Source organism: Colwellia sp. BRX8-5 (assembly GCF_014077325.1).
GTDB lineage: Bacteria > Pseudomonadota > Gammaproteobacteria > Enterobacterales > Alteromonadaceae > Colwellia_A.
This window is the reverse complement of record NZ_JACGVR010000015.1, coordinates 47,859-72,309: the sequence shown is the minus strand read 5'-3', so window position 1 is coordinate 72,309 and position 24,451 is coordinate 47,859. Positions and strand designations below refer to the sequence as shown.

General features: G+C 37.0%; 24 protein-coding genes. 5 read left to right on the top strand and 19 right to left on the bottom strand.

Going from position 1 to position 24,451, the window contains the following annotated elements; translation table 11 throughout:
* Nucleotides 1-96 precede the first annotated feature (96 nt).
* The 15 genes from H4J62_RS11720 to H4J62_RS11650 form a co-directional block, all read right to left on the bottom strand.
* On the bottom strand, nucleotides 97-2,670 hold the full coding sequence (locus H4J62_RS11720) for an ATP-binding protein (RefSeq protein ID WP_182215812.1): 2,574 nt from the start codon (nucleotides 2,668-2,670) through the stop codon (nucleotides 97-99).
* Nucleotides 2,667-3,827, bottom strand: coding sequence for a response regulator (locus H4J62_RS11715; protein ID WP_182215810.1), 1,161 nt, complete (start codon nucleotides 3,825-3,827; stop codon nucleotides 2,667-2,669). The genes H4J62_RS11720 and H4J62_RS11715 overlap by 4 nt, the downstream gene beginning before the upstream one ends.
* Before the next feature lie 46 nt (nucleotides 3,828-3,873).
* On the bottom strand, nucleotides 3,874-4,797 hold the full coding sequence (locus H4J62_RS20675; protein ID WP_182215808.1) for a diguanylate cyclase: 924 nt from the start codon (nucleotides 4,795-4,797) through the stop codon (nucleotides 3,874-3,876).
* A gap of 43 nt (nucleotides 4,798-4,840) precedes the next feature.
* On the bottom strand, nucleotides 4,841-6,568 hold the full coding sequence (locus tag H4J62_RS20670; protein WP_310733516.1) for a SpoIIE family protein phosphatase: 1,728 nt from the start codon (nucleotides 6,566-6,568) through the stop codon (nucleotides 4,841-4,843).
* A gap of 9 nt (nucleotides 6,569-6,577) precedes the next feature.
* Complete coding sequence (locus tag H4J62_RS11700; RefSeq protein WP_182215806.1) at nucleotides 6,578-6,886, bottom strand: STAS domain-containing protein; 309 nt, start codon at nucleotides 6,884-6,886, stop codon at nucleotides 6,578-6,580.
* A gap of 22 nt (nucleotides 6,887-6,908) precedes the next feature.
* On the bottom strand, nucleotides 6,909-8,108 hold the full coding sequence (locus H4J62_RS20665) for a methyl-accepting chemotaxis protein (protein ID WP_182215804.1): 1,200 nt from the start codon (nucleotides 8,106-8,108) through the stop codon (nucleotides 6,909-6,911).
* The gene (locus H4J62_RS11690) at nucleotides 8,098-9,183 is read right to left on the bottom strand and encodes a chemotaxis response regulator protein-glutamate methylesterase (RefSeq protein ID WP_182215802.1); all 1,086 of its coding nucleotides are present in this window, start codon (nucleotides 9,181-9,183) and stop codon (nucleotides 8,098-8,100) included. The genes H4J62_RS20665 and H4J62_RS11690 overlap by 11 nt, the downstream gene beginning before the upstream one ends.
* A gap of 270 nt (nucleotides 9,184-9,453) precedes the next feature.
* The gene (gene cheD, locus H4J62_RS11685) at nucleotides 9,454-10,119 is read right to left on the bottom strand and encodes a chemoreceptor glutamine deamidase CheD (protein WP_182215800.1); all 666 of its coding nucleotides are present in this window, start codon (nucleotides 10,117-10,119) and stop codon (nucleotides 9,454-9,456) included.
* A gap of 28 nt (nucleotides 10,120-10,147) precedes the next feature.
* A complete protein-coding gene (locus H4J62_RS11680) occupies nucleotides 10,148-10,993 on the bottom strand; it encodes a protein-glutamate O-methyltransferase CheR (protein ID WP_182215798.1) in 846 nt (281 codons plus the stop codon).
* 12 nt (nucleotides 10,994-11,005) lie between these two features.
* Nucleotides 11,006-13,699 carry a methyl-accepting chemotaxis protein gene (locus tag H4J62_RS20660; RefSeq protein WP_310733517.1) on the bottom strand — a complete coding sequence of 898 codons (2,694 nt, stop codon included), beginning with the start codon at nucleotides 13,697-13,699 and terminating at the stop codon, nucleotides 11,006-11,008.
* A 67-nt stretch (nucleotides 13,700-13,766) separates the two neighbouring features.
* Nucleotides 13,767-14,255 carry a chemotaxis protein CheW gene (locus H4J62_RS11670; protein WP_182215796.1) on the bottom strand — a complete coding sequence of 163 codons (489 nt, stop codon included), beginning with the start codon at nucleotides 14,253-14,255 and terminating at the stop codon, nucleotides 13,767-13,769.
* A 15-nt stretch (nucleotides 14,256-14,270) separates the two neighbouring features.
* Nucleotides 14,271-14,795, bottom strand: coding sequence for a chemotaxis protein CheW (locus H4J62_RS11665; protein WP_182215795.1), 525 nt, complete (start codon nucleotides 14,793-14,795; stop codon nucleotides 14,271-14,273).
* Nucleotides 14,795-16,915, bottom strand: a complete 2,121-nt coding sequence (locus H4J62_RS11660; RefSeq protein WP_182215793.1) for a chemotaxis protein CheA — start codon at nucleotides 16,913-16,915, stop codon at nucleotides 14,795-14,797. Before H4J62_RS11660 ends, H4J62_RS11665 begins: the two co-directional genes overlap by 1 nt.
* A gap of 5 nt (nucleotides 16,916-16,920) precedes the next feature.
* Entirely contained in the window at nucleotides 16,921-17,283 is a 363-nt protein-coding gene (locus H4J62_RS11655; protein ID WP_070373857.1) for a response regulator, read from the bottom strand.
* A gap of 78 nt (nucleotides 17,284-17,361) precedes the next feature.
* Complete coding sequence (locus tag H4J62_RS11650) at nucleotides 17,362-17,637, bottom strand: lipid asymmetry maintenance protein MlaB (RefSeq protein ID WP_182215791.1); 276 nt, start codon at nucleotides 17,635-17,637, stop codon at nucleotides 17,362-17,364.
* Between the two features lie 220 nt (nucleotides 17,638-17,857).
* Here H4J62_RS11650 and H4J62_RS11645 point away from each other — a divergent pair, with 220 nt between their 5' ends.
* The 5 genes from H4J62_RS11645 to H4J62_RS11625 all read left to right on the top strand — a co-directional run bounded on the left by H4J62_RS11645 (nucleotide 17,858) and on the right by H4J62_RS11625 (nucleotide 21,600).
* A complete protein-coding gene (locus H4J62_RS11645) occupies nucleotides 17,858-18,685 on the top strand; it encodes a tetratricopeptide repeat protein (RefSeq protein ID WP_182215789.1) in 828 nt (275 codons plus the stop codon).
* A gap of 131 nt (nucleotides 18,686-18,816) precedes the next feature.
* Entirely contained in the window at nucleotides 18,817-20,049 is a 1,233-nt protein-coding gene (locus H4J62_RS11640; protein WP_182215871.1) for a Xaa-Pro peptidase family protein, read from the top strand.
* A 166-nt stretch (nucleotides 20,050-20,215) separates the two neighbouring features.
* Complete coding sequence (locus H4J62_RS11635) at nucleotides 20,216-20,782, top strand: septation protein A (protein WP_182215788.1); 567 nt, start codon at nucleotides 20,216-20,218, stop codon at nucleotides 20,780-20,782.
* Between the two features lie 42 nt (nucleotides 20,783-20,824).
* Nucleotides 20,825-21,127, top strand: a complete 303-nt coding sequence (locus H4J62_RS11630) for a YciI family protein (RefSeq protein WP_182215786.1) — start codon at nucleotides 20,825-20,827, stop codon at nucleotides 21,125-21,127.
* A gap of 71 nt (nucleotides 21,128-21,198) precedes the next feature.
* On the top strand, nucleotides 21,199-21,600 hold the full coding sequence (locus H4J62_RS11625; protein ID WP_182215784.1) for a lysozyme inhibitor LprI family protein: 402 nt from the start codon (nucleotides 21,199-21,201) through the stop codon (nucleotides 21,598-21,600).
* 206 nt (nucleotides 21,601-21,806) lie between these two features.
* On the opposite strand, the gene H4J62_RS11620 is transcribed toward H4J62_RS11625, so the two are convergent.
* The 4 genes from H4J62_RS11620 to H4J62_RS11605 are packed head-to-tail and all read right to left on the bottom strand — an operon-like array spanning nucleotide 21,807 to nucleotide 24,422.
* Complete coding sequence (locus H4J62_RS11620; RefSeq protein WP_182215782.1) at nucleotides 21,807-22,550, bottom strand: DUF1461 domain-containing protein; 744 nt, start codon at nucleotides 22,548-22,550, stop codon at nucleotides 21,807-21,809.
* The gene (locus H4J62_RS11615; protein ID WP_182215780.1) at nucleotides 22,550-23,254 is read right to left on the bottom strand and encodes a hypothetical protein; all 705 of its coding nucleotides are present in this window, start codon (nucleotides 23,252-23,254) and stop codon (nucleotides 22,550-22,552) included. The genes H4J62_RS11620 and H4J62_RS11615 overlap by 1 nt, the downstream gene beginning before the upstream one ends.
* The gene (locus H4J62_RS11610) at nucleotides 23,251-24,048 is read right to left on the bottom strand and encodes a hypothetical protein (RefSeq protein ID WP_182215778.1); all 798 of its coding nucleotides are present in this window, start codon (nucleotides 24,046-24,048) and stop codon (nucleotides 23,251-23,253) included. Before H4J62_RS11610 ends, H4J62_RS11615 begins: the two co-directional genes overlap by 4 nt.
* Nucleotides 24,048-24,422 (bottom strand): cupredoxin domain-containing protein, encoded by a 375-nt coding sequence (locus H4J62_RS11605; RefSeq protein ID WP_182215869.1) that lies wholly within the window; start codon nucleotides 24,420-24,422, stop codon nucleotides 24,048-24,050. The genes H4J62_RS11610 and H4J62_RS11605 overlap by 1 nt, the downstream gene beginning before the upstream one ends.
* Nucleotides 24,423-24,451 lie beyond the last annotated feature (29 nt).

The window sequence follows — 24,451 nt, the reverse complement described above, 5'->3', positions numbered from 1 at the left end:
AGGATATTACAGAGCATTTACTGATAAAATATCACTAAATTAGTCACAATTACTTGCTAAGCGGCTAACAATCATTAGAAATATTCGAGCTGCAATTTAATTATTTTCAATTAAAAAATTTGCCAATTCTTTTGAATTAAACGGTTTTCTTAAAACGGGGTAATGCCATTGTTTATCTTCCTCAGCAATATAACCACTAATTGAAAAGATTCGAATATTAGGAAACTTTGCTTTCACTAATTCCACAGCCTCTCGACCTGAAATATCGGGTAATATCATATCGGTAATAAAAATATCAAAAGGTTGCTCAGTCGCTAAAATGTTCATTAAACCCATTTTATTGTTGGTATGTTCAGTTTTAACGCCTTCGTTTTCTAAATACAAGGAAACAAACTCAGCAATACTTATCTCATCATCTAAAATAAGTACGCGCTTTCCCTTTATATTTAATTGGCTTTTAAGCGTTAAGGGACTTTTTTTCGGGGGATTTTTTAAAATCTGGCACTTAAAGACTAAGGTAAAGTGCGCCCCACCCAAACTGCCATGTCCTGAAACTCGTATATGACCATTATGCTTATATATTGTGCTATAAACATTAGCTAATCCAATACCGTTGCCCTTATTAACTGATTTACTGCTGTAAAAGGGATCAAACACTTTAGTCAAATTACCTTGCTCAATACCCACACCACTATCTTTGACATGAATTTCTAAATTTTGCTGATCATTAATGTTGGCTGATATTTCTATCTGTCCAATTAAGCCTCTTTCGCGGATCGCATCCTGAGAATTTAACACTAAGTTAAGCAATATATTAATAAATTCACCTTGAGGAAACTTTATTTTACAGCATAGTTCATTGGTATGAATGCTAAAGTCTATGGTAGGAAGTAACAATTGCTTAAAAAGATATTGGTTATCAATAATATCCTGTATCGGGTCAAACCGAACCACTTTGATGGTAGGTTTACGCGTAAAAGCTAATAAACGCTCGGTAACGCTTTTACCTTTATCTATCGCATTCTTGACCCGCTCAATATACCTTGAAATATCACGTTCACCTTGGGCGAACTTAATCTCTAACATTTCGGTAGCGCCTAAAGCGACGCCCAGTACATTATTGATGTCATGTGAAACATTGCCAAAAGTATTACCCAGTAAAGCGAGTCGATTACTAATAAGTTGTTGTTGGTCTTTACGAAATTGCTCAGTAACGTTTTCAACAATCCAAATAAATATTCCTTCATCGGCTTCATAGGTTACCGATAAATCAAAAACACTATTGTATTGATCAAAACTAATATGAGTTTCTTTAAGTTGACCACACTTTTTTGCTTTTCGTTTAAACGCAAGATAGTCGGTAATACTGAAATTAATATAATTAAAAAGCACGGCGCTACTGTGGGCAGTTTTTGGTGTTAGATCTTGATAAACGACATTATCTTTGTCATCAATAAAGAAAACCGGTACCTTTATTGTATAATTGACCATAGCGAGCAGTTTTAATTTTTCAAAAATAGTTTCTGATTGGCTAATATCTTTAAATACGCCGAAAACACCAACAACGTCACCCGCAGTATTGAGTTCAACCTCACCAAAACACTCCACTTTCACTTTATTGCCCTGTTTATTTCTTATAGCACTTTTAAAGTAGAAGCCTTGTTTATTGACAATGGCATTATCTAAATAATTTCGTACCTTAACCTGTTCTTCTACCAGGTAAAAGTCTAAGGCCGAAACTACCTTTGGTTGGTAATTAGTGGCGTCTACACCATGAATTTTATAAAGCTCAGTTGACCAATATAAGGTATTATCAATACAATCTAGACGCCAATGCCCTGATTTATTTAAACTTTCCGCTAGCAACAGATAATTATTTCTTTCTTTTAGCTTTTCGACTAATTGATGTTGCGCGGTGATATCTTTAACTGAGCCAAACATTTTATAAGCACGCTCAGCCCTGTATTCGATAATTTTACCAAAAACAGTTACCCACTTCGTAGCACCTTGCTCTGTAGTCATTGACAGCGTTAAATTTATACTGGGTATTTCACCAAGACAATGCGCTTTGGCTTCTTGGTTAAGGCGGGCTAAATCTTCTTCTTTTAACCATTTTTGACCAAAAGAAAGTGGGCCTAAGAATGCTTCTGCAGAATAATCCAACATAGCCATAAATTGTGCGGAATAAAGTAGCGTTCCTTCAATAATATTCCACTCCCAAAAAGCTTCTTCTATGGTGTTTAATATTTTATGGGTGTGTTTTGATAACGCTGCAGATTCTATTTTTTCTGCTAGCTTTTCCCGCTCATTAATCGTTTTATCGTCAGAGCTATCGTTTAACAATGAATCCGAAAGGTAGACGGTATAACCGCCAGCAACTTCACTTGTTTTTATTGTACAATTGAGCATCTCATCTGATTTACTCAATAAGACAACATCTCTAACACCTGATCCACGTTGGAAGTTATGACAAAACTTTAGATGCGAATTAGCAAATTCCTTGGGCAAGAGCATTTCTAGCGGTTGCCCTTTAATTTCTGCTAAACAATAACCAGAAAAACTTTCTGCCCAACGATTACAACCGGTAATAATCCCTTGATGATCTAATTGAATAACCGAAAAAGGAATACTATTGATCGATACCGTTAAATCGTTAGAGGTAGCGTTCAAAATAGTTCATCTTCATCATCAAAATCAACTACTTCCTCTTCTTGTTGTTGATTAAGGACTTCAAGTTCATCAACACTGGCTAAGGCGCCATCAAGTAAATCGGTAACTTCAAGAAAATTTATATCATCTTGTGAGTGTTTTTTTAAAGCACCATGAACCAAGTTGGTCAGATATTGTTCTTGTTCATCTGACATCTCTAGGACATGGAAGCTCATACCTATGTTAGTGACTATCTCATTCATCACTTCCTGTTGATGGTGCTTAGATATGGCAATCATATTTTTGGTAGTAGAAACAGCTTGCTGAATTTTACTTTGTACTTGCACCAGTGAATTTTTATAGGTAATAAAAGCAATACGAGCACCGATGCATTCAATAACAGAGGCGAGTGCATCAATATATATATCAGTATCAATAGCGCCATCTACTAAATTTAAAATAAGGATTGAGCACAGTGGGTGGTTAAAAATAGTTCTAGAACTAAAGCGATATAAGCGAGGTTTAACCCTTAACAGTTTCATTACATCGATTTCTACCGGAGAACAAAAGCCATTTTTAGAACTAAAGAAAAGTGATTTTTCATTGATCGGGTAAAAAGCAATACAGCCATCTAAGTTCATTGTATAAAGAAATGAAAACACTTCATCTCTAATTTTTTCTAAAGTAAAACAATGATTAAGTCGAGATGTTAGCTGCATACAGCTGCCATATTTAGCCGCTTGTGCCATTGAAATATTAATAACTCGATCTTTTGAACTAATTTCTGTTTCAAAGCTATGAATTTTATCTTGATAAGAAATAAGTTTTTTTAGCTTTTTATCCAAAGCTAATAAAGAAATAGGTTTTGCAAGGAAATCATCGGCACCACACTCTAAACCTTTAAGTACAGCATCTTCGGTGGCTAGGCCAGAATACAAGACAAAAGAGGTTGCGACGGTATGTTGTTCAACGTTACGTTTTATCCATTGTGACCCTTTGTCTTCGCCAATATTTTCATCAACTAAGGCGATGTCAAAAAGTTGATTGTCGCTGACTAACTTATCCGCATCTTTAATATTAGTCGCGCACGTTACTTCAAAACTTTCGGTTAATGCTTCATGAAGCAGTTCAAGGTAATCTTTGTCATCATCAATAATTAACAAACGGGGTTTAGGCATAATAATTCCTTTTTTTATGAGATTTCAACCTTAGTAAAGGCAGTTGTTAAGCACTTTTTTGAAAAACACTAGAACGATTACGCCCTTGGTCTTTTGCTTGATATAAAGCGATATCAGCTTGTTTTATTAATTCACTTGCATTGGATACGTGATCGGCAGCGCTTGTTGTTGCAATACCAATACTTACCGTCACATAAGGAAATATTGATGAATATTCGTGTTTTATTTTTTGGCTTAATAGCGCTAAGCTTAATTCTTTTGCTTTAAATCTAGCGCCCTCGACTGGCGTAAAAGGCAACACAACAATAAATTCCTCTCCCCCATAACGAGCTAATGAGTCAGTGGCTCGATTAAGCGTTTCATTAAGCGTATTAGCAACCTGAACTAAACACTTATCGCCTTGTGGGTGACCATAGTTATCGTTATAAGGCTTAAAAAAGTCAATATCTATCATCAATATTGATAATTCCCCTTGTTGTCGCTCATTAATTTGCCAAGCACTAGCGAGGACTTCTTCTAACCCTCTTCGGTTAAGTATCTGCGTTAGCGGGTCAATACTACTGAGTATTTCTAGTTGTTTATTGGCGCGTTCAAGCGCTCCTTTCATTTTGGTAATACGTTCCATCGCTCTTAATTTTGCGCTCAAAATCACTTGTTTTATCGGCTTTGTTAAGTAATCGTCAGCACCCGCATCAATACCTTGAGTTAAATACTCTTCGCTGTCGTTGGAGCTAAGAAAGATAATAGGGAACCATTTGGGGTATTCTTTTCTTATCATTTTTGTTAGCGCAAAACCGTCAACCTCGGGCATTTCTATATCCATAAGCACTAAATCAATGTTTTCTTTCTTTAATGCTGCCATCGCCTGCACATGACCATTAGCAACGACGGCAATATGGCCGCTGTCAATGATCATCGCACTAACAACTTCTCTGATAAACTTATTATCATCCACAACTAAAATGTTCACATTAATGCCTTATTACATGGGCCATAAATTAAAATATTGATGTTTACGATGCCCAAACATATGATGCTTCGACAACATTACCATTATCTTGGAAGTCTAAGCTGTCACACAGCTGCTCAACTAACTCAATACCACGACCGCTAAGCTCGAGTTTATTTGCTGGCTTGTTCACTCGTTGCTCATAGTATTTTTTTATATCAAATCCTTGCCCACTATCTTGTATTTTAATCATAATTCGACCGCCATTTGGAAAGGGGTAATGGCATATTTGTAATTCGATAAAGCCATGCGCTAAATTTTTCAAACGCAATTCTCGTTCTTTATAATATTGAGAGAAACCATCTGCACTGGCTTTTAACTTAGAGCTTAAGCCTAAGACACCATGGTCAAGTGAATTAATAAATAACTCAGTGAGTATGCTGTATAAACTTTGCCAATGCTCTGCATGACCTTCTATATCATTTATTTGATTCATAGCCATAGGAATTGGGTTTATAGAGGCTAAGCGCTTACCACTTAAGGTTAGTTGCCAGTGCCATGCTGGCTCTGTTGCCAAATAGATATCGTCAAGTTGCTTAGCTGAAATATTGGTAATGCCATGACTGGCGACCAGCACGTGCTCCCAACCTCCGCAAGGAATGTCAATCAATGAAATATCATCTTCTTGTGGCATAGCTTGGCAAAAGTCATTAACCGCGTTAAGCACACATTCACTAACCTTATGCGTGATTACGCCATGCTTTGCCGCCTGTTCGAATCGGTCAAAATCAAACATTTCCCCGTGTTCATTTCTCGCCTCGACAATACCATCACTGATTAAGATCATCCGATCGGTTTCTTCAATACCAAATACGGTTAATTTACTATCGGGTAAAAGCTTTGGAAGCACACCTATCGGTGGGTGACTTGACGATATTTGATGTTTTATTTTTCCTTGTTCAGAAAACAAGTAAGCATCGGGTAAGCCCGCATTAAAAACATAAACAGATTTATCATGGCTAGAGATACTGGCAAACCCCGCCGCAAGAAATAAATCTGCAGGCAGTAAATCATAAAGTTGATGATTAATTTGATTAATAATTTCAAATAACAAAAAACCTTTTTTGGTCATTGCTCTAAAGGTTTCCGCTAAGGGAATAGCACCAATAGATGAACGCAGTCCATGGCCAGTAAAATCTCCCAACATAACATTAACGTCACCATTAGGAGATAAAGCCGTTAGTTGTATATCACCACTAAATAACGCGGCGGGTTTTTTAATAATGCCAATGCGGTCAAGCGAGAAGTTTCTTGCCTCAATAACGCCCGACATTAACTGTTCAGCAAGCTCGGCATCTTTTTGTTGTTCTTGTTGTAAAATCTTAACTTGTGCGTATAAATCACTGATTCGTTGGATTGACTTTATTTTAGCTTTAAAAACTTTGGGTGAAAACGGCCTGACCAATATACCGTCACCGCCAGCATCAACACACTCAATAAAGGCTTCATCTGTATCCATACTGGTAATAAAAATCAGTGGGCACAAGCTATTATCTTGCGATAAACTTTTAATTTCTCTTGCTGCTTCATAGCCGTTCATAATGGGCATATTAATGTCCATTAACACTAAGTCAGGCTTATATTTAACATACATTGCCACGCCACGAGCACCATCATTAGCTGTAAAAACACGATAACCTTGCTCTTTTAATAAGACGCTTAAGACTTTGCATTGCATGGCAGAGTCGTCAACAACTAAAGCTAATTTAACATCATTTTTTCCAGCTAACACGGCTATAACCTATAATTCTATGGTGAGTAAACGGTGAAATTGCGCGATTTCTAAAATTTTATTCACTGAATCGCTTGGCTTACTAATCACAACTTTTCCTGAATAGTTTTCAGCATGATCTTTAAGTAATAAAATCATGCCTAAAGCAGAGCTATCCATATAAGTCGCTTTTGATAAACAGATAGTAAACATCGAGTTTTTTTCTTTACAGTTAATATAGGCATCTCGAAAGTGTTGATGCAGTGAGAAATCAAACCGACCTTCAATACTAATTTCTATATTTTTTTTATCTTCTGATACTTGCTTTATAACATTCATAGTCGTTCCTAATAATTTATAATTAAAACAACTCAACAACACCCTCATCCATAGATGACTGAGATACGCTGCGCTGCTCATTTTGATGATGAGATTGTTCGATAAGCGATTGACATTGATGCTGTAATTTTTGTAATGCTTGTGGAGTATTACTATTATTGATTTCAAATTCCATTAAAACTTGATTGAGAGCCGTAATAGTTTCAGTATTATGTTTAAGGGTTGCAAGGGCTTGACACGTTAAGTCTTCAAATTGTAGCGAGCGAATGCCTGTAGCGACTGTTTCAGCAATTTTTGGTGATAATCCAGCAAGCTCTTCAACAATGGCATTGGTTTGTGAAGAAGATTCACCCACATGCTCAACCATAAGACTGACTCGACTTTTAGCCTCAAGTGTTGCGGTCATATCAGCTGAAGCCATAACTTGAATTGAGTTTCTTAGCTTTTCAATGATAATTTGTGCCAATGATATTTCTTCACGAATATTATCATTGAGCTCGGTAGAATTAACTGATAACGCCCTGACTTCATTGGCCACTACAGCAAAACCTCTACCGGCATCTCCGGCTCTCGCTGCTTCTATAGCGGCATTAAGGGCTAATAAATTAGTTTGGCTCGCTAAACTTTCTACTTGTCCCAATAAGCTAAAAATACCGTCGAGCTGTTTACTCATTTCATCGCTAAATGACACGGCGGCTAAACTTTGCTTGCTAGTGGTCATAATCACCTGTAAAAAATCATCTAAAGTCTCACTGGAGTCGTGAACAAAAGACTCTATCGTGGTACCGTTTTCATCAACAGCACCTCGATGATTACCAATAGCAACATTAAGCATGACTTGTTGTTCATCCGTTAAGCTTTTTAAAGACTTGAAACTATCTGCAATCCCAGTCGTAGCCTCTTGAATTAAGATACTGGCCCGGTCAACTTCTGTATCAACGATGGCTATTTGCTGGCTAAGTAAGCTAACAATTTTTGTCAGGGTTATTTTTATTTCTTTTTCATTGTTGTTTACATTAAGCCCATTGCGCCCCTCAACATCACTTGCACTAGATAATGTTAGCAAAGCATGATTATTTTTATATAAGATAATCAAGACAAACGACAGTAATAATGTCAGCGTAATTGATAAGTAACTCAGTTGAAAAAATAAAAGGTCCATCAGTATTACGCCAACAATCACCAGCCCAGTCTTTAATAACAGCATGGCTTTATTTTTCATAAAACACCTCTTTTTTACTCTGTCGAGCCAGTGCAGCATGAGCTAAAATTTCCTTAGGTATATTAACTAATGAGCACTCTTTTACCTGAGCATTTAATGCATGAGCACTGCCTGGCATACCCCAAATTAAACTACTTGCCTTATCTTGGATAATAGTCATAGCGCCAGCATTTTTTAAATTTAATAAACCTTTGGCTCCATCTTGTCCCATGCCGGTTAATAATACCGCTTGAACATTGTTAGCAAGTGGTAGTAAGGAATTAAACAAAATGTCAACGGCAGGCTTGTGGCGGTTAACATCAGGTGAGTCTTCTAAAATACAAAAAAGTGCTCCACCTTTACTTTCTACTTTTAGATGAAGATTACCTGGCGCAATATAAACATTACCCGCTTTAATCTTTTGGCCATGCCTTGCTTCTTGCACATCAACGGCACAAATTTCGTTCATCCGTTGTGCATATCTCGCACTGAATGTTTTTGGAATATGTAAGGTGATAACCACAGCTGGAGAATTACTTGGCAAAGCGGTAATAATCGCTTTAATTGCTTCAGTGCCTCCTGTTGAAGCGCCAATAGCCACTAAATGATTCGAGCGCTGGCAACCTTTAAAGGGTAGTAGACCAGTCGCTAGAGGTTTTGATAACGTGCTGTTAAGTCGAAAATTTTTATTATCAACCATTGCGGCAAATTTTATTTTTCTCAATAAAGTCTCTTGAAAGGTAGACTTATTAGCAATCAAGGCTTCAAAACTAGGTTTTGCAATAAAATCAACAGCTCCTATTTCTAAAGCTTGTAGGGTGATATCAGCCCCTTTAGTCGTTAATGTTGATAGCATCACTACCGGCATAGGATGCAGTCGCATTAAGTTTTTCAAAAAGGTAATACCATCCATCTTTGGCATTTCAATATCTAAAGTCAGTACGTCAGGATTTAGCTTTTTGATTTGCTCTCGAGCGATCATAGGGTCTTTAGCTTCGCCAACTACTTCAATTTCAGGATCATCTTTTAAAACCTCATTAACAACCGCTCGAATAACCGAGGAATCGTCAATAATTAATACTTTAATTGGCTTCATATAACTAACATCCTAAGCTCGATAGTGGCTAATAAATAGCGCTAAGAAAATTCTACTTCACCTTCTACAGGTGTTTGGTCTATACGGTTTTACTATTCAACACTTTCATCGGTTGATTATTATCGCTAAAATAATTCTACATCACCCTCTACAGGTGTTTGGTCTATACGGTTTTAATATTCAACAGTTTCATTGGTTAATTGTTATCAATAAAATAATTCTACGTCACAAGCTCAGCATGTGCTTGGTTTATATGGATTTTAATAATCACTAAAATAATTCTACATCACCTTCTACAGGTGTTTGGTCTATACGGTTTCTGTAAGCACTTTCACGGCGCGCAATAGTATCATTATGTAAATTATCAATCGTTTTAACAAAAGCTCGGCCACTTAGCGGTTCAAACAAAATTTTGCGAGGAAAAAAAGAACCTAAATCTGAACCTTCAACGGGTATCCCTTCATCTGCAAGATATTTCATCACAAAGCTAATATTTCTTTCGCCAATATCAGACATATGTTTTAAGACTTTACCGCCACCAAATACCTTAGCGCGTAAATTTACTTTTCGACCACCATTTTTCAATATCATATTAATGAGGTGTTCCATTGCAAAGTTGCCATAACGCGTTGCATCAGATGCCATACCACGTTGTCCCCAATCAACTTCATGGGCTTCTTTATCGGTTAGCGGCAGCATAAAATGATTCATGCCACCTATTCCGCTATGTTCATCCCAAATACAGGCTGAAATACAAGACCCTAACGTGGTCGCTATAGCAACATTTTCTCGAGTCATATAAAACTCACCCGGAAGAATTTTAGCGATAACTTGTTGTCTTTTTGCATCCCAGTAATGATTTATATGGGCAAACTCTGCTAAACATTGTTTTAAGCATTGCTTAACATAAATATTATCTTGTCGATTTAAAACCATGATTATTTGTTCACTTATTATAGAACGGCTAAAATGCTTTTCTAAAAATGGTACGTCCGACACTTTCAAAATGTTGTTGATATTGACCTAAATTTTCACTATGCCCTAAAATAAGCAAACCGCCTGGTGCTAACATTTCATAATACCGGGCAAATAATTCTTGCTGCGTTTTTTTGTCAAAATATATAATCACATTTCGACAAAAAATGATGTCAAATGGCCCTTTCATTGGCCATTCATGTAATAGATTCAATTTTTTAAAGGTAATAAGTGCTTGTAACTGTTTACCTACCTTTACTTTACTTTCGTTAATGCCAATGCCTTTGGTAAAATATTTTTCCTTAAACTTCCTGGGAACATCTTCTATGCGGCGTTCATCATAAGTCCCTTCTTTAGCAACAGCTAACACATTACTGTCAATATCTGTTGCTAATATTTTTACATCCCATTGACTTAATTGGCTTTTCATTGCTTCGAGCACCGTAATAGCAATACTGTAAGGTTCTTCTCCAGTGGAGCTTGCAGACGACCAAATTCTCAGACGTTTATCATGCGATAGGCGATTACCGAGTAATTTAGGTAGTTCATCTTGCGTCATATAATCAAAATGATGTTGCTCACGAAAAAAACTGGTTAAATTCGTGGTAATCGCATTGATAAAGTAATCTTGCTCTTTTTCTGTATCTGCCTTTAATAAGTTGCAATAAGCCGTAAAGGAGGGAAGTTTACGCTCACGAATAATACGAGTAAGACGACGGTACACCATCTCTTTTTTACTGGCATTGAGTACAATACCAGCTGTGTCATAAACAAATTGACAAAGATAATCAAAGTTATCGCCACTTAATTGAAACGCTTTATCACGCTCTGTCATTAATAGTTTGCCCTAGAACTCTTCCCACTCTTGATCAGATTCAGTTTTGGTTCTAGTCACCCTTGCTCTGGGCGCTGGTCTGGTTGGTTGTCTGCTCGCGGCTCTTGTTGGTTGTCTACTTGCAGGTTGTCTACTCGCGGGCTGTCTACTTGCTGGTCTTCTACTTGTTTGTTGTGAGCGACGAACGGGGGTTTGAATCTCTTGTTCATCATCTTCGCCATTATTAAAGAAGGCAACTTGATCAAGGAGTGCTTGTGACTGTTCTTCCATTGACTTACTCGACGCTGCCGCTTCTTCGACTAATGCAGCATTTTGTTGAGTCATTTCGTCCATTTGGCTAACGGCTGCACTGACTTCGCCAATACCGGCCGATTGCTCTTTACCCGCACTGTCAATATCGCTGATCATTTTACTGACTTCTTCAATAGCATTAACCAATTCAGTAAAAGTTTGACCGGTTTCATCAACTAACTTAGTCCCTTGACCTACCGCTTCAACACTGTCGTTTATTAAACCTTTAATCTCTTTAGCAGCACCGGCTGAACGTTGCGCTAAGTTGCGAACTTCTGCAGCAACCACCGCAAAACCACGACCTTGTTCACCCGCTCTTGCCGCTTCAACTGCAGCATTTAAGGCCAACAAGTTGGTTTGAAAGGCAATTTCATCAATAACACTAATAATGTCAGCTATTTTTTTACTCGACTTATTAATATCACTCATCGCCGTGATAGCATTTTTTACTACTGCGCCACCATTAGTTGCTTTGTCCATGACCGAAGCTGACAACTTACTCGCTTCAGATGCATTCTCTGCATTTTGCTGCACAGTACTGGTTAGTTCTTCCATAGCAGAAGCTGTTTCTTCAAGGCTAGAGGCTTGAGATTCTGTTCTGTGGCTAAGTTCATTGTTTCCTTCAGCAAGTTCACGAGCCGAATCAAAAACATTGGTTGACGCGCTGCGAATATCACCAACCATATTACTCAATACATCAATAAATTCATTAATAGAAGTGCCAATAATATTAAATTCACCTACCAACTCTGTTTCAATGTATTGCGTTAAATCACCGTCGGATAAGGTCATTAACGTTTCTTTAATTTGAGCAATAGCTTGCTTTCTTCCGGTGATATCTGCGGCATATTTAACGACTTTCATGGTCTTGCCATTTAAATCTAAAATAGGGTTGTAAGACGCTTGAATCCAAACTTCTTTTCCGCCTTTGCCTATGCGTAAATATTCGCCACTGTCGAATTCACCGCGATTCAGTTTTTGCCAAAATTGTTGATATTCAATAGTCGACTTATGAGCAGGCTCAACAAATAAGCTATGGTGTTGCCCCTGTATTTCACTAAGTGTATAACCTAACGCCGATAAAAAATTGTCATTGGCGGTAATAATAGTACCGTCCATATTAAATTCAATCACCGCTTGAGATTTGCTTATCGCGGCAATTTGTCCAGAATAATCAGCACTTATTAATTTTTGTTTGGTGACATCTGAGGCGAATTTCACCACTTTAAAAGGTTTATCATTTAAGTCTAATATAGGATTGTAAGAAGCTTGTATCCAAACTTCTTTACCACCTTTACCGATGCGTTTATATTCTTTTGAGTCGTATTCACCGCGATTTAAGCTTTCCCAAAAGAGTTTATATTCAACACTCCCTTTGAGCTCTGGCTCAATAAATATGCTGTGATGCTGGCCTTTTACTTCTTCTAGGGTATAGCCGAGCGTTGATAAAAAGTTTTCATTCGCGGTGATAATTGTGCCGTCCATATTAAATTCAATCACAGCTTGCGCTTTACTTATCGCTTCGATCTGACCTAAAAAGTTTGCGTTGGCTAATTTTTGTTCAGTAATGTCCGTTGCAAATTTCATCACTTTATAAGGAACACCCTCTGTATTAAGAATAGGGGTATAAGACGCCTGTATCCAAACTTCTCTGCCGCCTTTAGCAATGCGTTTATAAGTTTTTGATTCAAACTCACCACGATTCAAGCTTTCCCAAAAATTTTGATATTCTTCACTTATTTTAAAACTATGTTCGACAAACATACTGTGATGCTTACCTTGCACTTCTTCTAAGCTATAACCTAAGGTCGATAAGAAGTTTTCATTGGCGGTAATAATAGTACCGTCCATATTAAACTCAATTAGCGCTTGAACTTTATTCAGCGCTTCTATCTGAGCTAACATGTCTGCAAATTGCAATTCTTTAGCCTGCTCAACTGAAATTTCGGTATCTTTACCCATGGTAGTATTCTTCCCTATCGATTGAATGTTATCTTTTATTTTTATAGAATTAAGCACTAACTCAATAACAATGCTTCCTACTAAACGTTTAATTGTCGAGATCCAAGCTCTTTTGAGCGCAATTTTTAACTCTTTATCTAGTATCATTGTTAATGCTAGCAACAAGGCATTTTCAACATCTGCTTGATAATTTTTAACATCATTAATAGTGACTGATGTATTAATTTTTTCTTTAGTCAGTTCAATTGGCTGTAATAAATTTATTTCATGGCTTAATAAACAGATAAAGTCTTTATTAGCCCGGATTTTATCTTGCTTATCATTTTTTAATAATGCTGCTAATTCCGGTCGTAATACAAATAATTGTTGATAAAACAAATCGCCAACATTGGGTGAAAGTGTCAGTATTTTTTGCCAACTTTGCTGAACTAAATTGATCTGTTTACCTGTCATTATATTAATGCTCTTATTTATTGAGATTGTCGTTTATTCAATAACTATCAACAATTAACGCTGCTTTCTATGTGTTTTGCTGTGAACTTTTTAGGTGATTGTCTACGTCGTAGAGTTCGTCCTGATCTAATAAACTATGACTATCAAGTAAAATAATAAGCCTGTCGTCAATTGACACTAAGCCCTGTAAAAAACAACGATCTATTTTATTACCAAAAGTAGGAGGGACCCGTATTGATTTTTTGTCAAACTTGTACACTTCTGACACGGCGTCGACCACAATACCGACTACCATGTTTTTTTGACTATTTGGCTTTCGTAAAATAATGGTCACTGTTTGCTCATTATATACGAGCGGTTGTTGACCAAAACGTTGGCGTAAATCTATGATAGGTACAATAATGCCACGTAAGTTAATGACCCCTTTGATATAATTTGGCTTGTTCGGTAACTCAGTAACTGAACTCCACACGCGTATTTCTTGTACGCATAAAATATCAACACCATACTCTTCGCCATTTAACATAAAGGTGAGATATTCTTGCTCTTGTTCCATGGTATCTTCCTTTATTTATATTAACTGATGTTTTTCAATTTCTTGTAAAACGTTAACATTGAGTAAAATGACAACATTTTCGCCAACATTTACTAAACCTTGTAAGTAATTTTGTGGTACATAGCCACCAAATGCTGGGGCAGGTTTTATATCGCTAGCTTCTACATTGAGCACATCTGAGACGGCGTCAACCACAAAACCTATAGTGCGCGTTTTGTCTTCGGTTTCCACAGTTAAAACAATCACTACCGTTGTTTCACAATAAATAGCACTACCGATATTAAATTTCATTCGTAGATCAACTATCGGTACAATAATACCGCGCATATTTATAACCCCTTTAATATAACAAGGTGAATTAGGGATGCGGGTTGGGTTTTCCCAACTACGTATTTCTTCGACACATAAAATATCAACCGCATATTGTTCATCGGCTAATAAAAAAGTGAGGTATTGGTCACCACTGGTTATAAAGTCGATGCCCTCTAAGGAATACTCTCCCTCAACTGGCACCTCTGCTGCTAACATTTGAATATCCATTAAGTGTTCACTCCTGTCGATATTGACTGGGTAATTTGAGATTGAACACTTGACTGGTGGTGTTGATTTATTTGTGCTTTTGTTAACGCCATTTCAATAATACCTGGTACATCAAGAATCATAGCCACAGAACCGTCACCCAAAATAGTGGCTCCTGAGACACCTTGAACTTGTTGATAATTATCATTTAAGCTCTTAATGACGACTTGCTGCTGGGCAAGTAAATCATCAACCATTAAACCAATTTTTTGTCCGTCTGCTTCAACCACAACCAACAAACAACTTTCGATATGTTCAAATTCACAAGGAATATTAAATAACTGATAAATAGGGATAACCGGTACATTATCTTCCCTGAGTCGATAAAGCAGCATGTCACCTGAAACACGATTAATAAGCTCTTTTTGTGGCTGCAGAGATTCAACAATAGTAATTAAAGGAATGATATAAACTTCCTTACCCACCCGAACTAACTGACCATCAAGTATCGCTAAGGTAAGGGGTAGGTTTACCCGAAAGGTACTCCCCTTGCCTTGTTCAGACTCGACTTGTATTCGTCCACCTAATGATTGAATATTCTTTTTTACCACATCCATACCGACGCCACGACCAGAAATATCACTGACTTCTTTAGCAGTAGAAAATCCAGGTTCAAAAAGTAAATCAAAAACTTGGCTATCAGACAAGGTGGTTTTTTCATCAACGAGGCCTTTTTCAAGTGCCTTATTAAAAACAGCTTGGCGGTCAATGCCGCCACCATCATCACTAATTTCAATACAAATACTGCCACCTTGATGAAAGGCATTAAGCACAATAGAACCCTTTTCAGGCTTACCATTAGCGAGTCTAACTTGTGCAGACTCAATACCATGATCAACGGCATTACGCACTAAATGTACCAGCGGATCGCCAATTTGTTCCATAACAGTTTTATCGAGTTCTGTTTGCTCACCTTTAAGAATAAGCTCAATTTCTTTTCCTGTTTTTTTAGACAGGTCATGTACTAACCTTGGAAAACGATTAAAAACGAAACTAATCGGTAGCATGCGAATTCGCATAACACTTTCTTGTAATTCTTTAGTATTTTGCAGTAACTGCTCCAACCCCGCATTTAGGCGCTCAACTTTTGATAAGTCAAAATCATTGCCTAACTCAGACAGCATAGATTGAGTAATTACTAATTCACCAACCAGGTTAATTAAACTGTCAACTTTATCAACACCGACTCGAATAGAGCCGAGATCATTTTTAGACTTACCTGCCGGCTTATCTGGGGTGTTTTTTGGCGTAGGCTCAGGAAAGCTGTCTTCGATTGGCGTTGTTATATTAGCCGCTTCATCTTGGCTTGACTCGTCAAGGGTATTGGCTTCAATCACTTCTTCAACGTTGACTTCTGGGATGTGATCTTCTTTGGTAATAATTAATTCACATTCATCTTCAACCCATTCAAAGACTTCTTTTATATCCGCTTCACTGGCATTTGAGCACAATGTTAACTGCCAACTTAAATAGAGTTCTTCGGCATCAATATCACTTAATGCTGGTAGGTCTTTAGCATCAGCCACTAAAGAAATTTCTCCTAAATCAGCCAAGGCATTAAAGAGGAGTAGAGGATCATTACCGGTTTGCACTAAATGATGCTCTGGTATAAATTTTATCTGCCACCTTGTTATATCATTGTTATTGTCTGTGGTGTCATCAACATTTATAAGTAGTGCTTCAGTATTCCCATTGCCACTTGAGGCTAATGTTTCCTCTAAGCGCGTTGAGTTTTCAGCTATTTTTTCACTATCACACTCTTGTTCATCTCTTATTGCCTCAATTAACAAGCGCATACAGTCAACAGACTCTAATAATAATTCAACGTCATCTTGTTCAATATTACGCCTGCCATCACGCATTTCATCAAGAAGTGTTTCAACCAAGTGGGTGAACTCTGTGACATGATTAAAGCCAAAAGTACCAGCACCTCCTTTAATGGAATGGGCAGCACGAAATATTGAATTAATCGTTTCATCATCACCTTGCTCTAAATTTAGCAAGCTCGACTCCATTAATTCGAGACCTTCAAAACTTTCTTCTAAAAAGCTTGGAATAAACTGTGTGAGATCTACGCTCATAATAGCTACCTAACAACCCGTTTAATGGTTGCTAATAATTTTTCAGGATTAAAAGGTTTAACTAACCATCCGGTAGCACCAGCTGCTTTGCCACGCATTTTCATATCACCAGAACTTTCGGTCGTTAGCATCAAAATAGGAGTAAACTTAAAAGGGGGTAACTTACGTAACTCTTCGCATAAAGTAATACCATCCATAATCGGCATATTTACGTCAGAGATCACTAAGTCAAACGCCCCACCCTGAGCTTTGCTCAAACCTTCTTGTCCGTCTCTTGCTTCAACGGTTTCATAACCGGCACTTTTTAATGTAAAACTAACCATATCGCGAATAGAGTTAGAATCATCAACAACCAAAATTTTGGTCATAGGTATTTCCTTTTTAAGGTAAATATAAACAGCAAAAGCTTAATAATATTTAGAGGATATCTCACTAAAAAATTGATTCTAAGCATTTAGATATTGATTTAAAATGGCTTCATTAAGCCCTAATTGCTTAACGCTTTCTTGAATAACACGGGAGGTAGAATTCCAATTGAGTACTTTATTTTGTGCTGCGATGTAGGTTACCGCCGCTAATAATAATTGCACACCAACGGTATCTATATGGGTAACAGCGCTGTCGTCAAAAGTTATAACATCATTTTTAGCAATTTCATCGAGTAACTGATTTTTACAGTCATCCACTTGAGCAATGGTTAGCAGAGCCGGTAATATGAACATTTAATCCCTTATAAATTCGTATAAAAATAGAATTCTTAGCAATAAAGATAAACCATAAAAAATTAACTGCAAGTTTATTTTAATAGAAACCCGCCATTTTTTAGGTGTTTAGCATAAATTTATTGCTTTTTTTTTAAATAAACATAAATAAAGTGAGCTTTCGTAATGAATATATTGCTTTCCCTGTTTACAATTATTATGGTTAAAAAAAGGATATGTTTTGAGAACAGCTATGCCAGAAGATAATCAAAAAGTGCCCAGCCAAATATTTCGTTGGTTTGAAAAAATGAAAACTAACTACGAGCAGAGTGTTCAAGGTGTATTAGAGCGATTCGAAAAATATAGTCATAGCCAACAATTAAGAATTGATCTCGCTAATCAATCAAACATTGATAACTTAAAGCAGTCTCATCAAAAACATCTTGACCAACAAAATGCTCATATCAAACAATTAACTGAAGATGCAAGCTATTACAAAAAACAAATCAGTAAACAACAACAAACCATAGAGCAACTTAATAGTCGCTATGATGCAGTGATGAGTTGTTTGTTAACTGAAAAAAGAAAAGACATAGACATTAAAGATATTTTTTCAGACGACGAAGATGAAAACAGCGAGCTTATTGAAGACTTATACTTAGAAACTCACCATAACAAAGCTGTTGATGACCCCTTTAAACAGCAACGGCAAAATGAGTTAAATAATGAGCCCGACATAACGACTTCGCCCTTAAGCGAAAGTGATAACGACTTGTTTGATAAAGCTCTCATAAAAAGACAGTCTGGCGATGTTGAACAAGCGTTTCAATTGTTTGAACAAGCGGCAAAGCTTGGTCATGCAAAAGCGATGGGCGCGATGGGCCGTGCTTTTTTCTTAGCTGAAGGCACAGAAGAAGATCATGGCCTTGGACTTGCCTGGCTTATTCATGCGGCAAATCAAGATCTACCGCAAGCGGTTGCTCGGGTAAAGTTTTTTCAAGACAATAACCCTGAGCTTTACTTACAGGCACTTAATCTATCAGCAGACCCAATATTCCTTAAATATTAATAGCGCGATAACTTGGCTTTTATAACATGTAAAAATAGCCACTTTAGCAATGTATATTGTATAAAATAAACAATTCATGTCATAATAACGAAATAATATACATTACTTTTGGGACGCTAATGACACAAAAAATGACTATAGGTGTAGGAGGCTCTGATGCACAAACAGAGCTAGCCAAACTTAACAATATGACCGGCGATGTTGAGCCTATTTCTTCAAACGAGTTTCAGTTACGTATCGCTAAAGCTCAGCAATTAATGAAAGATAATAATATTGAGGCAACTTACTTAGATGCTGGCACTAACCTCTATTATTTTACGGGCACAAAATGGTATGCCAGTGAACGTATGGTTGGGGCAATAATCCCACAGCAAGGCGAAATTCAATACATTACCCCCTTCTTTGAGGTCAATACCTTACGTCAGTATATGACCATTAAAGGTAAAGTTAATGGTTGGCAAGAACATGAAAATCCTTATCAATTATTTATTGAAACCTTAAAAAATATGGGGATTGACTCAGGCAATATTGCGCTTGACGAGTCAACCGCATTCTTCATTGCTGATGGTATTAAACAATGTGCCGACAGTAGCCCAAACAATTACCAACTGATCAATGCAAAAGCAATTACGGCTGGTTGTCGTAGTGAAAAATCGTTAGCTGAAATAGCGTTGCTACAACAGGCTAAAAATATGACGATGGCAGTACATCAAGCCGTCGCTAAAATATTATATCAGGGGATCAGTACGCAAGAAGTTACTGACTTTATCAATCAAGCCCACATAAAGGTTGGCGCCGCTGCAGGATCTTACTTTTGTATTGTGCTCTTTGGTGAAGATTCATCTTTTCCACACGGGGTAAAAAACCCAAAAACTTTAGACATTAACGATATAGTGCTTATTGATACCGGTTGTCAGTTAGAAGGATACAATTCAGATATCACCAGAACCTATGTTTTTGGTGAAGCTAACCCACGTCAGCGTCAAATGTGGTTGATTGAAAAAAATGCCCAAGCAAGTGCATTTAACGCAGCAATACTTGGCGTACCTTGTGGCGATGTTGATATTGCCGCTCGCGATTATTTAGCCAGCCAAGCAATGGGACCTGATTATCAAACACCGGGTTGTCCCCACAGAACCGGCCACGGCATAGGTTTAGATATTCATGAATGGCCTTATCTAGTTCGCAGTGATAAAACCCCCTTGTCGGTAGGTATGTGTTTCTCTAATGAACCGATGTTAGTGGTGCCAGACGAATTTGGTGTTCGCCTAGAAGATCATTTTTATATGAGTGAGCATGGAGCAAAATGGTTTACTGAACCATCATATTCTATCGATGACCCGTTCGGATTAATGAAGGGTTAGTTAATTTTAATTAAAAAAGTTAATCCTTTCAGTTAATAATTTGTAACGTTTTCGCTTGTATTTCACGTTATTAGTTCACATTAGCCAAATAATTGTTTGGCTAATGCTTAAGCATTGAGTAGAATTAACTCACTTATAAACGAAGGTTGGTTGGAGATTTAATACTATGCACGCTCTGTTTGAATATCTCCCCCTCGTTGTTTTTTTTATTGTTTATAAATTTGTTGATATATATTGGGCAACTGGCGCTTTAATTATCCTTGGCGCCGCGCAAATAATTTACTATCTTTACAAAAAAGAACCCATCCCTAAACGTACCTTAATATTTTTTGTCCTTATTGCGGTGTTTGGTGGGCTAACAATATTTTTACATGACGATACTTTTCTCAAATGGAAAGTCACCATCATCAATTTATTGTTTGCAATCGCACTTATGGTCAGTGATAAGATTTTTAATAAAAACATCATCAAAGACTTCCTCGATGAGTCATTAACTTTACCTGAGAATATTTGGCGTAAATTAAACTTAGCTTGGGCGCTCTTTTTCACATTTTGCGCGATATTAAATTTATACGTCGCTTTTAATTTTGACCAAGACACTTGGGTCAACTTTAAAGTATTCGGTTTAACCGGCTTAATGTTTGTTTTTTCAATCGCCTCAATTTTATTATTATCAAAACATTTACCCGATGATGATGAAGAAAGTGACAGACCAATTGAAGAAAAAAAGTAATCACTTAATCTATATATAATCCTCAAACTTTATGGAAACGACATGTTTTATCTTATTTATTCAGAAGACGTAGAAAATAGTTTAGCTTTAAGAATGTCAGTACGTGAGCAACATTTAGCACGTTTACGAGAATTACAAGACCAAGGGCGATTATTAATGGCAGGCCCTTGTCCCGCAATCGATAATGAAAACCCTGGTGATGCAGGCTTTACAGGTTCGCTTATCGTTGCTGAATTTGATAGTTTAACGCAAGCCCAAGTATGGGCAGATAAAGACCCTTATATTGGCGCGGGTGTTTATAAAAAAGTGACCGTAAAACCTTATAAAAAAGTACTACCCGCATAAAGTTGAGCTATTATTACTTTACCTATGATCCGATGATTAACTATAAACTTATAAATATAATGAAAAGTATCATGAGCAAAACTTCTTTCTATTGTTTAACCTTAGCCCTTTGTTTTTTATCCAATGTTAGCTACGCAAAAAAGTCTATTGATGAATGTGAGCTGACCCAAAAAACAACCTCAGGCTTATCAGGCTGTCTAGACATAGTTAAACAAGCGGTAGATAGAGAGTTACAAACATGGATAAACAATCAAGTGTTCATCCTTGAAGAGTTTGCCTCTGTAACCGGAAGAAAAGCGGCATTAAACATGTTTAAACGCTCACAACGTAATTTTATTACCTTTAGAGAAAATGACTGTCGATGGCAGTACCTTGCTATTTCACCGGGAACGGGTGCGGCTTCTGCCTACAAGAAGTGTTATATTTTAGTGAGTCAAAGCCGTATTAAAGAATTAGAATCAATTAACCCCTAGTACTACTATTTCAGCCCAGTACACTGTTATATAAACAGTTGCTTGGCTGAAATATAACCCGCCTTACCACCAGCGGTAATCGTCTGAACATTGATGATTTTATGCTCGCCAAAACTTGCTTTTAGTTACTGACTTTCAAACAATTCACTTCAATGCTCATCATCATTTATTCCATATATAACCTGTCAACGCACCGACGAACACGATTAGCTGCTAAAGATTTTTGTCATTAATAATCGATAAATTAACATATAAATCCCCGCTGCGATAACACTGAGCGACAATGCTATTGCAGCAAATAAGTCGGGTGCTTTCATTAGGCTACTCATTAATGACTCTTGATAATAAAAAAACCATTGATGATTATCAGGAAAGACCACCGTATGCAGATAGTAAAAGACATCGGTAAAACCAAACAGTGAAAACACAGCTATAAATAAAAAAGTGGGAATAATTACCGCCATATAGCGCTCTTTTTTAGCTGGCTTTGGCTGTTTGAAACGAGATACACCAGCAATCGTAATCAGTAGTAATAAGACATTAATCACTGATATTGTACGTAATTGGTTAATTAAAACACTGACATCTTGTAAATGTACGACCTCAGGTTTGGTCAGTAAAGCGCGACGCTGGTTATCGTTATTGAGATAACTTAACCTTGCCAGACCCTCGCCGTTATTATGAATTTCATCAACTATTTCGTTAAAGCTTTGTAAATGTTGCTCACGACTTGTCTGGGCAAAGTCCTGTTTACCTTGTGTATTCTGTGGTGCATAAGTTTTTATCGTTTGTTCAATATTTAATGGTGAGTACCAAAACTTATAAAAAAAATTAACACTTTTATTGACTTGCCAACTTAGCCCCAGCGAAAAAAGCAATAAGAAACAACAACAACATAGCCATAAGAAGGTCGCTGAGTGGCGTCTATTTAGTGGTAAAATGCGGTTCATTAAAATTCAAACTCAATAGCCGCGCGCAAAATATGATCTTTGCTTTCGCCATTCAGTCCAGTGATAAAGGCGAGTTCCCATTTCAACTGCTTTTGTCGGTCAAAGCGTTGAATTCCCATGAAAGCTGGACCAATACCGACATAATCTTCACCTGAATATAACTCAATTGCGGGTTGAAATTGCGGTAGCCAGCGATAACGATACTGAGCGCGAAACTCCATTTCTATTTCATTTTTAATGTCATTTCCCCACTCGTAAATCAAAAATGCATTAATACTTAAACTGGTCCGCCCTATTTCTTTCTCAAACAGCAAGCCTGAAGTCACTTCCCAACTGTCTTTATTATGTTCTTTTTCAAATTCAAAAAGCATGCCCCAATCCGCCCAATACTGACCTTGCTCCGTTAGCATCCAACGGGTTTCTATTTCGTAAGCAGATAAACCAAAATTTCCATCAATATCGCGTTCGCCAACGATATAAAACTCTACCATCAGGTTGTCAAGTACAGACTGCCCGTAGGCAAAGCGCTGCGCTAAGTCATTGGTCTTTTCCGTTTGGTGAGACAGTAACCGCCATTCAACTTCTTTTTCATTGGGTAACACGTACGGATGATACACTTTATCCACCACTACCCCATCAGCAAAAGCAATAACGCTGTAAAGGTTGTACAAGAGTAACGTTAAAACATAAAATATTTTTTTCATGATACAACCTGCTTAAAGCGAGGGATCCGCCAAAGTTTTTGGGGAAACTGACACCAATAAAGTGCGATAAATAAAGCGCAAAGATAAAGTCCAATTTGTAATAGGGTTGGGCTTGCATCGTAACCAAATAAAGCTTTCAAAAAATGTCCTAATTCAGACTTTTCTCTAACAATAAAATTAACATCAAAAATCATACGACTACTGGGTAAAAAATCAATTTGTAGTAATAAATCGCTGGTTTTATTAAATAAACCACAAGCAAAGAAAACAAAAATAATTTCGGTGCTTCGACCATACAAACGCTCATTGAGAAACAAGCAAAAAAAGTACAATAGTATACTGATACTAATACAAATTCCTGTTCCTAAAACAACGCCAATAAAAAGTGAATTAACCATATCGGTTTGCGACCAATATCCAATAAAGTAAATGAGGAAGTTAGTACCCTGTAGCATAATAACTAACGCGAGTATTGCGCCAGCATACCAAGATAGCTGACTGTTATTGGCGGTACTAACGCTGATATGGGAGCGATGAATAAAATGTAAAATTAGAATATATACAAGAACATGTATACTCGCATAGAACCATTCAAGCCCGGTATCATCAAACATTTGGCTGATCACATCGATATAAATCCAAAGTAGTAACATAAACAAAATACCCAATAGCGCACCACTTATAAGGGTAAGACCACAGAGTTGAAACTTATTTTTAATCGATAACAACAAGGCTAACACCATAAAAATAACTAAACTGTTACTCAAAAACAAAAGCACGGTATTAATTAACATTAAGCACCTCCTGTTATGTTTTGAACAGTAGCTTTACTTGCTTTTTTACGCTCAGGCAACGGGGTAACGATAATGGTCCCTTTGGCACTATTAGGATTAAACTCACCAAAAAAGTTATATTTTCCTTCGGGTAATGGACCAATAAAAATCACCGCTCTTTTATGGGGGAAAATAACCTTTTCTCGATTTAAGTCAAAACTGTCAAACTCTTCAGGGGTTGTATCTCGATTATAAATAACAAGTTTAACTTTTTTGTTTGGTGGAATTTTTATAACCGCAGGAAAAAACAAATGATCTTTCAATTCTACGACATACTCAGCTCGTTCAGCCCAGACACTTGGGCTAAAGATTAAAGAGATAAAGAGGCTAATAATGCTGGTTTTTTTTATAAAAATAGCAGGTG

Bases quoted from the DNA above. Each gene is read 5' to 3' on its own strand.
- H4J62_RS11625 (WP_182215784.1), top strand. From the start codon at position 21,199: ATGAGCAAAACTTCTTTCTATTGTTTAACCTTAGCCCTTTGTTTTTTA.
- H4J62_RS11640 (WP_182215871.1), top strand. From the start codon at position 18,817: ATGACTATAGGTGTAGGAGGCTCTGATGCACAAACAGAGCTAGCCAAA.
- H4J62_RS11715 (WP_182215810.1), bottom strand. From the start codon at position 3,827: ATGCCTAAACCCCGTTTGTTAATTATTGATGATGACAAAGATTACCTT.
- H4J62_RS11665 (WP_182215795.1), bottom strand. From the start codon at position 14,795: ATGGATATTCAAATGTTAGCAGCAGAGGTGCCAGTTGAGGGAGAGTAT.
- cheD (WP_182215800.1), bottom strand. From the start codon at position 10,119: ATGGTTTTAAATCGACAAGATAATATTTATGTTAAGCAATGCTTAAAA.
- H4J62_RS20665 (WP_182215804.1), bottom strand. From the start codon at position 8,108: ATGAAAAATAAAGCCATGCTGTTATTAAAGACTGGGCTGGTGATTGTT.
- H4J62_RS11700 (WP_182215806.1), bottom strand. From the start codon at position 6,886: ATGAATGTTATAAAGCAAGTATCAGAAGATAAAAAAAATATAGAAATT.
- H4J62_RS11610 (WP_182215778.1), bottom strand. From the start codon at position 24,048: ATGTTAATTAATACCGTGCTTTTGTTTTTGAGTAACAGTTTAGTTATT.
- H4J62_RS11655 (WP_070373857.1), bottom strand. From the start codon at position 17,283: ATGACCAAAATTTTGGTTGTTGATGATTCTAACTCTATTCGCGATATG.
- H4J62_RS20660 (WP_310733517.1), bottom strand. From the start codon at position 13,699: ATGACAGGTAAACAGATCAATTTAGTTCAGCAAAGTTGGCAAAAAATA.
- H4J62_RS11650 (WP_182215791.1), bottom strand. From the start codon at position 17,637: ATGTTCATATTACCGGCTCTGCTAACCATTGCTCAAGTGGATGACTGT.
- H4J62_RS11660 (WP_182215793.1), bottom strand. From the start codon at position 16,915: ATGAGCGTAGATCTCACACAGTTTATTCCAAGCTTTTTAGAAGAAAGT.
- H4J62_RS11680 (WP_182215798.1), bottom strand. From the start codon at position 10,993: ATGACAGAGCGTGATAAAGCGTTTCAATTAAGTGGCGATAACTTTGAT.
- H4J62_RS11670 (WP_182215796.1), bottom strand. From the start codon at position 14,255: ATGGAACAAGAGCAAGAATATCTCACCTTTATGTTAAATGGCGAAGAG.
- H4J62_RS11620 (WP_182215782.1), bottom strand. From the start codon at position 22,550: ATGAACCGCATTTTACCACTAAATAGACGCCACTCAGCGACCTTCTTA.
- H4J62_RS11635 (WP_182215788.1), top strand. From the start codon at position 20,216: ATGCACGCTCTGTTTGAATATCTCCCCCTCGTTGTTTTTTTTATTGTT.
- H4J62_RS11615 (WP_182215780.1), bottom strand. From the start codon at position 23,254: ATGAAAAAAATATTTTATGTTTTAACGTTACTCTTGTACAACCTTTAC.
- H4J62_RS11690 (WP_182215802.1), bottom strand. From the start codon at position 9,183: ATGAAGCCAATTAAAGTATTAATTATTGACGATTCCTCGGTTATTCGA.
- H4J62_RS11630 (WP_182215786.1), top strand. From the start codon at position 20,825: ATGTTTTATCTTATTTATTCAGAAGACGTAGAAAATAGTTTAGCTTTA.